7 protein-coding genes are annotated in these 13,873 nt (G+C 68.8%); 4 read left to right on the top strand and 3 right to left on the bottom strand.

The window, feature by feature from the left end:
* The first annotated feature begins 5 nt into the window (after nt 1-5).
* Nucleotides 6-2,105, top strand: a complete 2,100-nt coding sequence (locus AC5P8Z_RS05965) for a glycosyltransferase (protein WP_495228447.1) — start codon at nt 6-8, stop codon at nt 2,103-2,105.
* Here the strand turns inward: AC5P8Z_RS05965 and AC5P8Z_RS05960 are convergent.
* Nucleotides 2,102-3,667 (bottom strand): hypothetical protein, encoded by a 1,566-nt coding sequence (locus tag AC5P8Z_RS05960; protein ID WP_495228446.1) that lies wholly within the window; start codon nt 3,665-3,667, stop codon nt 2,102-2,104. The genes AC5P8Z_RS05965 and AC5P8Z_RS05960 overlap by 4 nt on opposite strands.
* A gap of 30 nt (nt 3,668-3,697) precedes the next feature.
* The gene (locus AC5P8Z_RS05955; RefSeq protein WP_495228444.1) at nt 3,698-5,854 is read right to left on the bottom strand and encodes a RelA/SpoT family protein; all 2,157 of its coding nucleotides are present in this window, start codon (nt 5,852-5,854) and stop codon (nt 3,698-3,700) included.
* Between the two features lie 130 nt (nt 5,855-5,984).
* On the opposite strand from AC5P8Z_RS05955, the gene AC5P8Z_RS05950 reads away from it, so the two are divergent.
* A complete protein-coding gene (locus tag AC5P8Z_RS05950; RefSeq protein ID WP_286069528.1) occupies nt 5,985-6,521 on the top strand; it encodes a hypothetical protein in 537 nt (178 codons plus the stop codon).
* A gap of 73 nt (nt 6,522-6,594) precedes the next feature.
* Here the strand turns inward: AC5P8Z_RS05950 and hrpA are convergent, their stop codons facing one another.
* Nucleotides 6,595-10,680, bottom strand: coding sequence for an ATP-dependent RNA helicase HrpA (gene hrpA / locus AC5P8Z_RS05945; protein WP_495228443.1), 4,086 nt, complete (start codon nt 10,678-10,680; stop codon nt 6,595-6,597).
* An 86-nt stretch (nt 10,681-10,766) separates the two neighbouring features.
* Here hrpA and AC5P8Z_RS05940 point away from each other — a divergent pair, with 86 nt between their 5' ends.
* Together AC5P8Z_RS05940 and recQ are read left to right on the top strand one after the other, a co-directional pair.
* Nucleotides 10,767-11,315, top strand: a complete 549-nt coding sequence (locus AC5P8Z_RS05940) for a Dps family protein (protein WP_006439098.1) — start codon at nt 10,767-10,769, stop codon at nt 11,313-11,315.
* Between the two features lie 570 nt (nt 11,316-11,885).
* Nucleotides 11,886-13,691 (top strand): DNA helicase RecQ, encoded by a 1,806-nt coding sequence (gene recQ, locus AC5P8Z_RS05935; protein ID WP_295572925.1) that lies wholly within the window; start codon nt 11,886-11,888, stop codon nt 13,689-13,691.
* The last annotated feature ends 182 nt before the right edge of the window (nt 13,692-13,873 follow it).

Here is a 13,873-nt window from a genome sequence, read left to right as displayed (position 1 = left end):
ACCGGATGGCGATGTCCCTGGCCGAGATCCGATACCTGATCAACCGCCTCACGGGCCTGGCCCGCCGGAGCCTGGCCAGCCTGCGTACCCGCGGCTGGCGGGCCACGTGGCAACGCATCCGGGTGCACACCCAGCGCGCGGTGCCTGCCCCGCGCGCCCCGCTGTACCTTCCGGCGGCGCAGGCGTTCGCGCCGTTCAGCGTGCCCTTCAGCGAATCGCCGGTGGCGAGCATCATCATCCCGGTCTACAACCACGCCGATCACACCCTGGCCTGCCTGCGTGCCCTGGCGGCGCATCCGCCGGCGACCGCCTGCGAGATCCTGGTGGTGGATGATGGCAGCAGCGACGCCACCGTGCAGTGGATGCCGCAGATCGCCGGCCTGCGCTACGAAGTGCGCGAACGCAACGGCGGCTTCATCGAAGCCTGCAACGATGGTGTGTCGCGCGCACGCGGCCGCTACGTGGTGTTGCTCAACAACGATACGGTGCCGCAGCCAGGCTGGCTGGACGCGCTGCTGGAGACGTTCGACACAGTGCCGGAAGCGGGCCTGGTCGGCAGCCAGCTGCTCTACCCCGATGGCCGCCTGCAGGAATCGGGCGGGGTGATCTTCGCCGACGGCAGCGGCTGGAGCTATGGCCGCTTCGAGGCCGCCGACGACCCGCGCTATGCCAGCCTGCGCGATGTCGACTACTGCTCCGGTGCGGCGCTGATGCTGCCGCGTGCCCTGTGGCAGCAGCTGGGCGGCTTCGATACCCGCTACACACCGGCCTACTACGAAGATACCGACCTGGCCTTCAGCGTGCGTGCGTTGGGCCGCCGCGTGGTGGTGCAGCCTGCCAGCCGGGTGATCCACGATGAAGGCACCAGCAACGGCACCGATACCGGCAGCGGGGTGAAGGCCTACCAGGTGCGCAACCAGGGCATCTTCGCCGCAAAATGGGCCACCGAGCTGGCCCGCCATCCGGCCGTGGGTGAAGTGCCCTCGCCCGCCCTGCTGTACCGCAGCCGCCGCCAGGTGCTGATCCTGGACGAGGAAGTGCCGCGCCCGGAGCGTGATTCCGCCTCGCTGCGCCAGGTCAACCTGATCCGCCTGCTGCTGCAGGGCGGTGCCCACGTGGTGTTCGTGCCGACCCGGCGCGAGCACGGCGGCGCGGCCACCGAGGCCCTGCAGCGCATGGGCGTGGAAGTCTGGTACGCGCCGTTCCTGGAGGGCGTGGCCGGCTGGCTGCGCAGCCACGGTGCGCGCTTCGATGTCGCCCTGCTGGTGCGGCACCACGTCGCCAACGAGTGCCTGCCCCTGCTCAAGCGCTACGCGCCGCAGGCACGCACCGTGTTCGATACGGTGGACCTGCATTACCTGCGCGAGCGCCGCGGCGCCGAAGTGGCCGGCGACGCCAGCCTGCTGCGCGCGGCAGATCGCACCCGCAGCAGCGAACTGGCGGTGATGGAGCAGTGCGATGTCACCGTGCTGGTCAGTGCCGCCGAACGCAAACAGCTGCAGGCCGATGCACCGCGTGTACGGGTGGAGCTGATTTCCAACCTGCATGAAGTGGCCGGTGCCGGCGCACCGTATGCACAGCGCCACGACCTGGTCTTCGTCGGCGGCTTCCGCCACCCGCCGAACCTGGACGCCATGGAATGGTTCATCGGCGACGTTTTCGCCGGCATCCGCGCACAGCTGCCGCAGGTGCGCCTGCACTGTATCGGCGCGGCCGCGCCGGACAGCCTGCTGGCACTGGCCGCCGGCCAGCCCGGGGTGGAGATGCATGGCTTCGTCGAGGACATCGCCCCGTACATGGACGGTGCGCGCATCGCCATCGCGCCGCTGCGCTTCGGCGCCGGGGTGAAGGGCAAGATCAACCTGAGCATGGCCCACGGCCAGCCGGTGGTCGGCACGACCTGTGCGGTGGAGGGCATGCACCTGCAGCCTGGCCAGGACGTGCTGGTGGCCGATGACGCCGCCGCGTTCGCGACTGCAGTGGTGCGACTGTACCAGGATCCGCAGCTATGGCAGCAGCTGTCCGATGCCGGCCTGGCCAACGTCGCCCGGCACTTCTCGCTGGATGCGGCGCGGGCCACGGTGCAGCGGGTGTTCTTCGACTAATCCAGCCGCCCGCCGGCCTGTCGCAGGCGCTGCTCGAACGCGGCCAGCTCCGGAAGGTCCGGTTGCAGCTGGCGCACCTGGGCCACGGCCGCCTCGGCGAAGGCCACGTCACCGCGGCCCAGCCGCTCGCTGCCGATGGCCAGCCAGCGCTGCGCCAGCCGCACCCGCGACGAGGGCAGGCCCGGTGCGGTCGGCGCCAACGTCTGCCAGGCCTGCAGACAGGCGCCGGCGGCCTGCACCCGGTTCTGCCGCAGGTTGTCATCGAAGCACTGCCGGCTGGCCGGCAACAGGCGCGACGCTGCCGCCCTGACCCGTGCATCACGCGGGGCCAGCGCCTGTGCCTCGCGCAGCGCGTCGAAGGCGCTGTGGCCGGGCGGGCTGATCCATCGTCCTTCGCGCTCGGCGCGGTCGATCTGGCGCAGGCGGTCGCGCAGCTGCCGTTCGCGCTGGGCCACGCTCACTGCCGGATGCTGCTGGGCCTGCTGCATCTGCTGGGCGCGCTGGATGCGCTGGGCCGCCTGTTGAATCGCTGCCGCAGATGCGCCCAGCGCGCCCGCCCGTGCGCGATCGGCTTCGGCCGCCTCGAACTCGAAATCAGCCGCATGGCGCTGGCTGCGCGCGAGCAGCGCCTGCGCAGTCTGCTCGCGACCGCGCAAGGCACTGGAATCATCGGGGGCCACCGCCAGCACCGCCTCGAATGCTTCCGAGGCGGCCTCCAGCTTCTGCTGTTTCAGCGCACGCTGGCCCTGCCGCAGGCGCTGGTCAACCGCGCGCGCCAGTGCCTCCTGGCTGGCCGGCAGATCGGTGTGCCCGGCATCGAACTGGCGCGCACGCTGCAGCAGGGCCTCGGTCTGTGCCAGCTCGCCGCGCGCGGCCATCTCCCGTGCACGCTGCAGCAGATCGCTCAGGGCATCCTCGCGCCCTTCCAGCGCCGGAAGGTTGTCTGGCTGCAGGCCCAGGATGCGCTGGAACAGCGGCAAGGCACTGTTGTCACCCTCATCGAGGCGACCCGCGGCGAAGGCATTGCGTGCCTGCGCCAGCAAGATACCGATGCCCGCCCCGGCACTGCGCCGGGCCTGCAGCTGGCGCGCCACGGCATCGGCATCGCCCTGCGGCACCTGCAGGTCGCGGGCCAGGGCCAGCGCCTGTGCACTCCCGTCGAGGTCGTCGTTCTGCAGCCTGTCGCGTGCCTGCTGCAGCGCTGCCGCCGCCGTGCGTGCCAGGCCCTCCCGGGCCTGCGGACGATCCCCGTCCAGCGCGAGTACCGCCTGGTAGCGCTCGCGTGCGCCACTGCCATCGGCTTCGCTCAGCCGGCCCGCCGCCAATGCGCGATCGCCTTCTGCCAGCAGTTGTTCAATCTGCGGCTCATCCCAGAACCAGTCGGCCAGCGGCTTGCGCAGCAGCACCAGCAGCACGAACACCGCCACCGCCGCGACCAGCGCCCAGCGCCAGACCCGGCGCGCATGGCGGGCCTGCAGCCACCACCAACGGCCTTCACGGCGGACGCGGTCCAGCGCTGGATGTTCAGCGCCATGCAGGCGATGCGGGGGCTCGCGTTCCATGCGTGCAGGGTAGCCGGGGCAGCGTGAAGCTCAGCCCAGGCGACGGGCCTCGCTCACGCCCGGAAGCGCGTCCAGCTTGCCCAGCAGGGTCGACAGCTGGCCGTAATCGCTGACCTTCAGCCGCAGACGCAGGTGGGCGCGGCCACTGTTGCGCACGTTGTCACTGTGGATGTCGAGCACATAGGCGTCTTCCTGGGCAATCAGGTTGGTGATGTCCTTCAGCAGCCAGCGACGGTCGACCGCATCGACCACCACGTCCACTTCATAACCGCCGCCGGCCTGGCCCCACTCCACCGGCAGGATGCGCTGCGGGCTGGTGGCGGCCAGCCGGGCCAGCGCAGCACAGTCTGCACGGTGCACGGTGACACCCCGGCTACGGGTCAGGTAGCCGACGATCGGCTCGCCGGCCACCGGCTGGCAGCAGCGTGCCAACTGCACCAGCAGGTTGCCCACGCCCTGCACGGTGAACTTGGATTTGCCCAGGTTCTCGCGGCGTGCGGTCGGGCGCGGCAGGCTCGGCGCAGGTGCCGGCTGGCTTGCGGCACGCTCGGCCTCCAGCAGCGCCCGGCTGACCTGGTTGGGGCCGGTATCGCCCAGTGCCACCTGGATGTACAGGTCATCAATGCCGTCAGCGTGGAACTTCTTCGCCGCCACTGACAGGTCAGAATGCTGCAGCCCCAGCCGCTTCAGCTCGCGCTCGAGCAGTTCGCGGCCGGCCTGCACGTTGCGCGCGCGATCCAGCTTGTGGAACCAGCTGCGCACCTTTTCGCGGGAGCGGTTGCTGGCCAGGAAGCCGTGGGCCGGCATCAGCCAGTCGCGGCGCGGATCGGCCTCCTTGCCGGTCAGGATCTCGACGCGGTCACCGCTGCGCAGGCGGTAGGTCAGCGGCACGATGCGGCCGTTGACCTTGGCGCCACGGCAACGGTGGCCGACCATGGTGTGCACCTGGTAGGCGAAATCGAGCGGGGTGGCGCCCTGCGGCAGGTCCAGCACCTCGTCCTTCGGGCTCAGCGCGTAGACCCGGTCCTCGGTCAGCTCGGCATCGAGCGCGCCGGCCAGTTCGTTGCCCTGCCCGTCCTGGGCCTGCTCCAGCAGCTGCCGCATCCAGGTGATCTTGCGGTCGAAGGACTTTTCCGCGCCTTTGCCGCCTTCCTTGTACTTCCAGTGCGCGGCCACGCCCAGCTCGGCCTGCGAATGCATTTCGTGGGTGCGGATCTGCACTTCGATGGTGCGGCCTTCCGGGCCGACCACGGCGGTGTGCAGCGAGCGGTAGTCGTTCGCCTTGGGCCGGGCGATGTAATCGTCGAACTCGCTGGGCACCGGTGCCCACAGCGCATGCACCACACCCAGCGCGGCGTAGCAGGCCGCGACGTCGTCCACCATCACGCGAACCGCGCGGATGTCGTACAGCTGGTCGAACGCCAGCCGCTTCTTCTGCATCTTCCGCCAGATGCTGTAGATGTGCTTCGGGCGGCCACTCACCTCGGCCTTGATGCCCTGTGCGATCAGTTCGCGCGACAGCACCTTCTTGACGTTCTCGACGTAGCGCTCGCGCGCGATACGGGTTTCGTCCACCTCACGGGCAATGCGCCGGTAAGTCTCCGGTTCCAGGTGACGGAAGGCCAGGTCCTCCAGCTCCCACTTCAGCTGCCAGATGCCCAGGCGGTTGGCCAACGGTGCGTGGATGTCACGGGTCAGCTGCGCCAGCGCGCGACGCTGCTCGTCGTCCAGTTTGTCGGCTGCGCGCATCCGCGCCAGTTGCCGCGCCAGCAGGATCGGCACCACGCGCAGGTCGCGGATGATCGCCAGCAGCAGCCGGCGCAGGCCTTCGCTGTTGCGTCCGGCCTCACGACCGGCATGCAGGGCCCACACCGGGTCGGCGGCGTCCTGGCCATCGAGCAGGCCGAGCACCGCCGCCTTGTGGTTGCCCAACGGCAGCTGGTCCAGGCTTGCGCGCAGGCCGGGCAGGTCGAACAGCAGCGCGGCGACCACGGCACCTTCGTCGGCCGAGAGCATCGACAGGGCATCAAGGGTGTCACCCAGCACCGACCAGGTGGCGCGCATCTGCTGATCGCACTCCGGCGCTTCCCAGTGCTCGCGCAGGGCCTGGCGCAGCGGAGCAGGCAGCACGGCTGCCGAAGGACGGTTCAACAAGGCATCCAGGCCGGGGACGGAAGCGCGGTTCACAGCATCGAGCAGGCAAGACAGAGGTTCCTACACTAGCGCCGGCGTCGTTCAGGGACAATCACCACGGCCACCATCACCCGGCATGAAGACATGCCGCTACACTCGCCGGCAAACCCTGGAGAGTCCCGCCATGCCCTCGATCGCCCCGCATTTCCGCCCACGGCTGCTGGCCTGCGCCGCGCTGCTGCTGTCCCTGTCGACGCCTGCGCTGGCACAGCGCGTGGTCGGCGGTGACCTGCAACAGCAGATGTCGCCCACCGAATTCAAGGCGGCCGGTCTGGACAAGCTGAGCGCACAGGAACTGGCCACGCTCAACCGCTGGCTGCAGGGCAAGGTCGAAGCGGCAACCACCGAGGCGGTGGCAGCAGTGCGCGAACAGGCGCGCGAGGAAGGCCGCCAGGAAGTGATCGTGAAGAACCGCGGCTTCTTCGACTTCGGCAGCAACGAGCCGATCACCGGCGTGCTGCAGGGCGAATTCCGCGGCTTCAGCAAGGGCCGCGTCTACGTGCTGGACAACGGCCAGGAGTGGGAACAGACCGACGCCACCAGTGTCGTCGGCGTGCGCAAGCAGTCGCCCAGGGTCAGCATCAAGCCCGGCGTGATGGGCGTCTGGTACATGAAGGTCGACGGCGTCAACACCCAGCCGAAGGTTCAGCGTACCAAGTAGTAGATCCACGCCACGCGTGGATGACATTCCACCGCACCCCGCCGGTCATCGTTCCGGCGGGGTCGGGCCGGGATTACGAGGCCTGGCGCAGTGCCGTCACCCGCTGCGCCAGCTTCTTGGCCGAGATGCCGGTGCGTGCTCCCAGCTCCTGCGCGAACAGCGATACCCGCAGTTCTTCCAGATCCCAGCGCAGGGCCTGCCATTGCGGGCGATCGCGCAGCCCCTGCTGCTCGCCCACCTCCAGCGCCTCCAGGAACGGATGCAGTTCCAGCATGCGCGCCTGATCACGCGGCGGATCACGCTTGGCACGCTCGGTGCGCAGGATCATCGCCTTCAGGTAGCGCGGATACTGCGCCAGCGCATCTGCCGGCGTATCGCGCAGGAAGCCGGGATGGATCAGGCCGGCCAGCTGCGCTTCCATGTCGTCCAGGTTGCCGCGCGCCCAGCCCATCAACGGCGCTTCCAGCATCGGCTTCAGTTCCGCTACCAGTGCCAGGATGGTTTCGGCCAGCTTCAGCCGCGACATGGCCTCACCGAACAGGGCCTTGGCGGCATGCTCGCGGCGTTGCTCGAACGCCGCCGCATCGCGGATGTCGTCCAGGCCTTCGGCCAGCACCGCGTTCATCGCTGCATCGACCAGGTCCCCGCGCAGGCGTTCCTGCGATTCGATCGCGGCATACAGCAGACCGGTCTTGGCACCCACTGGCAGCTGCTTGCGTGCCTGCTTGACCTTCTCGGCCAGGGCGATTTCCAACAGGCGACGCACGCCCAGCGGGTGCGCCTCCTGTGCCTGCTGGCGGTCGGCGAAGATGCGCAACGCCACGCTGTCGCCCTCGTCCAGCAGCGCCGGGTAGGCCGGAACGCCGGCTTCACCGGGCACCTGCAGCGGAATCGGCGTGGCCGGGAACGTGCGCAGGCCATCGGCCGCCATCTCGCGCCCGGCACGCGCCGCGAAGGCATCACCGGCACGGCCACCAAACCTTGCGCGCAGCGCGTCCAGGTCACGCGAGGTGGCCAGCACCTTGCCCTGCTCGTCGCGCAGGCGAAGGTTCATGTGCAGGTGCGGTTCGATCGAGCCGGGTTCGAAATCGAGCGCGGTCACCGTGGCGCCGGTCGCGCGTGACAGGAAACGCGCCAGTTCGCCGGTGATGGCGTCGGCGCTGGGCTGCGGGAACGCCTCGTAGAATGCGCGGCCGAAATCCGGCGCCGGCACGTAGTTGCGGCGCATCGCCTTGGGCAGGCTGCGGATCAGTGCCGAGGCCTTGTCGGCCACGAAGCCCGGCGCCAGCCAGCCCAGCTGCACCGGATCCAGTGCATTGAGCAGGTGCAGCGGCACGTCCAGGGTCACGCCGTCATCGTCGGCACCCGGCTCGAAGCGGTAGTGCAACGGCAAGCGCGCCTGGCCCAGCGCCAGGTACTTCGGGTAGCGCTCCTGCTCGCTGCCCTCGCCGGGCAGCAGGTCTGCCAGCGACCAGTGCAGGGTCTTGCGCTGTTCCGGCGCCAGTCCCTTCCACCAGGTATCCAGGCCCGCGGCCGAATGGATCTGCGGCGGTACGCGGTCCAGGTACCAGCGTGCCTGCCAGTCCTCGTCGGCAACGATTCCGGCGCGGCGCAGCTTGGCCTCTTCCTCGCGCGCGACTTCCAGCAGCTTCTGGTTGTCGGCCACGAAGCTGGCGCGGGTGTTGATCTCCCCGGTCACCAGCGCCTGGCGCACGAAGATGTCGTGCGCTTCAACGGGTTCGATGCGGCCGTAGTGCACCGGCTTCTTCGGCGCCAGCACCAGGCCGAACAGGCTGATCTGCTCGGACGCCAGCACCTGGCCCTGTGCGCGCGACCAGTGCGGATCGAAATGCTTGCGCAGCAACAGGTGCGGCAGCTCGGCGATCACCCAGTCCGGTTCGATGGCGGCCAGGGTCATGCCCCACACCTTCTGCGTATCCAGCAGGTTGGCCACCAGCAGCCACGGCGGCGGCCGCTTGGACAGCGCCGAACCTGGAAATGGCAGGAAGCGACGCTGGCGCGGTGCCTGGAAATCGCCCTTTTCGGTGCGGTGGCCGATCTGCGTCGGCAGGCCCGCCACCAGCGCCCGGTGCAGGGTCTGGTAGGCGGCGGCGCGCACGCGTTCGCTGAAGCCGCCTCCGGCGGGCGCCTGTTCCTTCTGCGCGCGCACCGCCACCGGTGCGGGGGCCGCGTCCGCTTTGCCTTCGCGGGCCAGGCGTGCAGCACGGTGCAACTGGCCGCGGGTGGCCTTTACTGCGGCCGCGTCATCACGCGCCGGGGCCGGCGCACTGCTGCCGGCCAGCAAGGGTGCCATCGACGCATCGACAGCCTCTTCCTTCCAGCCCAGTTCCTCGCACAACAGGCGCAGCTGGCGATGCAGTTCGCGCCATTCGCGCATGCGCAGGAAGCCGAGGAAGTGGCGACCACACCAATCACGCAGCTTGGACTGGGTCAGGTCCTCGTGGGCCTGCCGGTAGGCATCCCACAGGCGCAGCACGCCGACGAATTCGGAGCGGCCATCGGCAAACTGCGCATGCGCGCTGTCGGCCGCACCGCGCGCCTCCGGCGGGCGTTCGCGCGGATCCTGGATGCCCAGGAACGAGGCGATCACCAGCATCGGCCGCAGGCAGCCGGCGGCCTGCGCGGCCACCAGCATGCGCGCCAGCTTCACGTCCACCGGCAGGCGTGCCATCTGCTTGCCGATGGTGGTCATGCGCCGCTCGGCGTCGATCGCACCCAGTTCGGTCAGCTGCTGCCAGCCGTCGGCCACTGCACGCTCGTCCGGCGCTTCCAGGAACGGAAACTCCTCGATGCGGCCCAAGCCCAACTGCAGCATTCGCAGGATCACCCCGGCCAGGCTGGAGCGGCGGATTTCCGGATCGGTGAACTCCGGCCGCGCCTGGAAATCGGCCTCGGCGTACAGGCGGTAGCAGATGCCCTCGGCAATACGGCCACAGCGACCCTTGCGCTGGTTGGCGCTGGCCTGCGAGATCGGCTCGATGTGCAGGCGGTCCAGCTTGTTGCGCGGGCTGTAGCGCTTGACGCGGGCGAAGCCCGGATCGACCACGTAGCGGATGCGCGGCACCGTCAGCGAGGTTTCGGCCACGTTGGTGGCCAGCACGATGCGCCGGTTCGGGCCGGGGTTGAACACGCGGTCCTGGTCCTGGTTGGACAGGCGCGCGTACAGCGGCAGCACCTCGGTATTTCGGTACTTGCGGCGCTCCAGCGACTGGTGCGCATCGCGGATCTCGCGTTCGCCCGGCAGGAAGATCAGCACGTCGCCGCGCGAATCAAGACGGGTGATCTCGTCGATGGCCGACACGATGGCATCGTTGACCGTGCGCTCGCCCTGGTCTTCGCCCTCGCCTTCCAGCGCGCGGTAGCGCACTTCCACCGGGTAGGTACGGCCTTCAACGCTGATCACCGGCGCATTGTCGAAATGCTGGGCGAAGCGCTCGGTGTCGATGGTGGCCGACGTCACGATCAGCTTCAGGTCCGGGCGCTTGCGCAACAGCTGCTTCAGGTAGCCCAGCAGGAAGTCGATGTTGAGGCTGCGTTCGTGCGCTTCGTCGACGATGATCGTGTCGTAGTTCGACAGCCAGCGGTCGCTGGCGATCTCCGCCAGCAGGATGCCGTCGGTCATGAACTTGATGCGGCTGTCGTCACTGACCTTGTCGTTGAAGCGCACCTGGTAGCCGACCAGCTGGCCCAGTTCGCTCTGCAGTTCCTGCGCCACGCGGCTGGCCACCGCACGTGCGGCAATCCGTCGCGGCTGGGTGCAGCCGATCATGCCGGCCTGGCCACGGCCTGCGGCCAGGCACAGTTTCGGCAGCTGGGTGGTCTTGCCCGAGCCGGTTTCACCGGCGATCACCACCACCTGGTGGTCGCGGATCAGTTCGATGATCGCGTCGGCTTCACGCGCAATCGGCAGCTGCGGGTCCAGAGTAATGGACGGCTGCTGCTGCGCCCGCGCCTGCCGGCGCTGCACCGACGCCTGCAAGGCCTGCTCGAAGGTGGCGGCCAGCGCCGCATCCTGTGGCTTGGCCTGGCACCGCGAGAGCATTCCCAGCAAACGGCCCCGGTCGCGGCTCATGGCGCCGTTGATGGCGGCGCGCTGTTGGCGCAGGCGGGGCGATGGATTTTTATCGATAGAGTTCATCAATCGGTTCGTTCAAAACTTTGAAAGCGACCAGTCATCACGACCGGTTTATTGTGAAGGCCAACGATTCCACAAGGAGGAACCCCATGGCGAAGACCAAGAGCACGACCAAGGCCAAGACCGGCAAGCAGAAGCTTGCAGCGGCGGCACCGTCGGCGCCGAACATCGATATCGGGATCACCCAGGGCGACCGCAAGAAGATCGCCGACGGTCTGTCGCGCTTCCAGGCTGATGCGTTCACGCTCTACCTGAAGACGCACAACTTCCACTGGAACGTGACCGGGTCGATGTTCAACTCGCTGCACACCATGTTCGAAACGCAGTACACCGAGCAGTGGGCGGCACTGGACGACGTGGCCGAGCGCATCCGCGCGCTGGGCTTCAATGCCCCGGGCTCCTACCGGGAATTCGCTGCGCTGACCTCGATCGCCGAGGAACCGGGCCTGACCGACAGTGCGGACTGGCGTGAAATGGTACGCCAGTTGGTGGTCGCCAACGAAGCGGTCTGCCGTACGGCACGTGAAGTGCTGGACGTGGCCGCCAAGGGTGACGACGCCCCGACCGAGGATCTGATGACCCAGCGCCTGCAGACCCACGAGAAGTACGCCTGGATGCTGCGTTCCCTGCTCCAGTAAGGGTTTTTTGGGGGGGGCGGCAGGGCTGCGCCCTGCACCCGCAGAGGCCCAGGCAACGGCAACTGCCACAGCAACGGCCGAAGCAAAAGCTGGCTTCCTGTGGGGTTGGCGGGGTGGGGCCGGTTGCGGGGGACGCCGTGAATCCGTCCATGGAGGCTCGGTCGCGCCATCCATGGCGCTCACGCCCCCGCAACCGGACCCACCCCGCCTTCGACAGTTTCCCGCGGCCTGCCTGCCCTTGTAGAGCCGAGCCATGCTCGGCTCTTTTCGTTTCGATCTCGAAATATTCGATTCGATGGATTTTGATCCACGCATCGCGTGGATGGCCCCACCGTCACTGGCGATCTGTCGGGGGTGGGGCGGTGTGGGCTTGCAGGACGGTTGGCGCCATGGATGGCGCCATCGAGCCCCCATGGATGGGTTTACGGCGTGTCCTGCAAGCCCACACCGCCGTGCCCAGCCAGCAGACAGCCCAGAGCAGGCTGTCGCCTTTGACGTTGACGTTGCTCTGACTCGTAGCAGGTGCAGGGCGCAGCCCTGCCGACTCCCCCGCCGGGGTAAACTAGCCGGATGGCTTCCCGTCCCGCGCACGACCTGCTCCAACGCGTCTTTGGTTACGACGATTTCCGTGGTCCGCAGCAGGACATCGTGGAGCACGTGGCTGCCGGACATGACGCACTCGTCCTCATGCCCACTGGCGGCGGCAAGTCGCTGTGCTACCAAGTGCCAGCCCTGCTCCGTGACGGTTGCGGCATCGTCATCTCGCCGCTGATCGCGCTGATGCAGGACCAGGTCGAGGCTCTGCGCCAGCTGGGTGTGCGCGCCGAGTACCTGAATTCGACCCTGGACGCCGAAACCGCCGGCCGCGTCGAGCGCGAACTGCTCGCCGGCGAGCTGGACATGCTCTATGTCGCGCCCGAGCGCCTGCTGACCGGCCGCTTCCTGTCGCTGCTGTCGCGCAGCCACATCGCCCTGTTCGCGATCGACGAAGCGCACTGCGTGTCGCAGTGGGGCCACGATTTCCGCCCCGAATACCGCCAGCTGACCGTCCTGCACGAGCGCTGGCCGGACATTCCGCGCATCGCCCTCACCGCCACCGCCGACCCGCCCACCCAGCGCGAGATCGCCGAGCGCCTGGACCTGGCCGAGGCCCGCCACTTCGTCAGCTCGTTCGACCGCCCCAACATCCGCTACACCGTGGTGCAGAAGGACAATGCCCGCAAGCAGCTGACCGATTTCCTGCGCGGCCACCGTGGCGAGGCCGGCATCGTCTACTGCATGTCGCGGCGCAAGGTCGAGGAAACCGCCGAATTCCTCTGCGGCCAGGGCTTCAATGCCCTGCCCTACCACGCCGGCCTGCCGCCGGAAGTGCGCGCGAACAACCAGCGCCGCTTCCTGCGCGAGGACGGCATCGTCATGTGCGCCACCATCGCCTTCGGCATGGGCATCGACAAGCCGGACGTGCGCTTCGTCGCGCATACCGACCTGCCCAAGTCGATGGAAGGCTACTACCAGGAAACCGGCCGCGCCGGCCGCGATGGCGAAGCCGCCGAGGCCTGGCTGTGCTACGGGCTGGGCGACGTGGTGCTGCTCAAGCAGATGATCGAGCAGTCCGAAGCCAGCGAAGAGCGCAAGCAGCTGGAGCGGTCCAAGCTCGACCACCTGCTGGGCTACTGCGAATCCATGCAGTGCCGCCGCCAGGTGCTGCTGGCCGGCTTCGGCGAGACCTATCCCCGGCCCTGCGGCAACTGCGACAACTGCCTGACCCCGCCCGCCGCCTGGGATGCCACCATCCCCGCGCAGAAGGCGCTGAGCTGCGTCTACCGCAGCGGCCAGCGCTTCGGCGTCGGCCACCTGATCGACATCCTGCGCGGCAGCGAGAACGAGAAGATCAAGCAGCAGGGCCACGACAAGCTCAGCACCTATGCGATCGGCCGCGACCTCGATGCGCGCACTTGGCGCAGCGTGTTCCGCCAGCTGGTCGCCGCCAGCCTGCTGGAAGTGGACAGCGAGGGCCACGGTGGCCTGCGCCTGACCGATGCCAGCCGCGACGTGCTGACCGGCCGCCGCCAGATCAGCATGCGCCGTGATCCGGCCAGCGGCAGCAGCGGGCGCGAGCGCAGTACCCAGCGCACCGGCCTGTCGGTGCTGCCGCAGGATCTGGCCCTGTTCAACGCCCTGCGCGGCCTGCGCGCCGAACTGGCGCGCGAGCAGAACGTGCCGGCCTTCGTGATCTTCCACGACAGCACCCTGCGCAACATCGCCGAACAGCGCCCGACCAGCCTGGATGAACTGGCACGGGTCGGCGGCATCGGCGGCACCAAGCTGAGCCGCTACGGCCCGCGCCTGGTGGAGATCGTGCGCGAAGAGGGCTGACGGTAACGCGGTGCCGCGCTGCGCGCCCGCCTGGCATGCCCCCAACGGCGCGCGGGCACCCACGAGCCCACGCTCGGCCGCTGTTCGCGCAGAAGCAGCCGAGCGTGGGCCCGGCTCCACATGGGTGCCGCTCCAATCTTGAACCGTCCATTCAGCAAGAAGTGCATCCGCGCGCACTTGCG

It is taken from the genome of Stenotrophomonas sp. YJH_SMC_17, from assembly GCF_059371655.1.
This window is presented reverse-complemented; position numbering and strand designations above follow the sequence as displayed.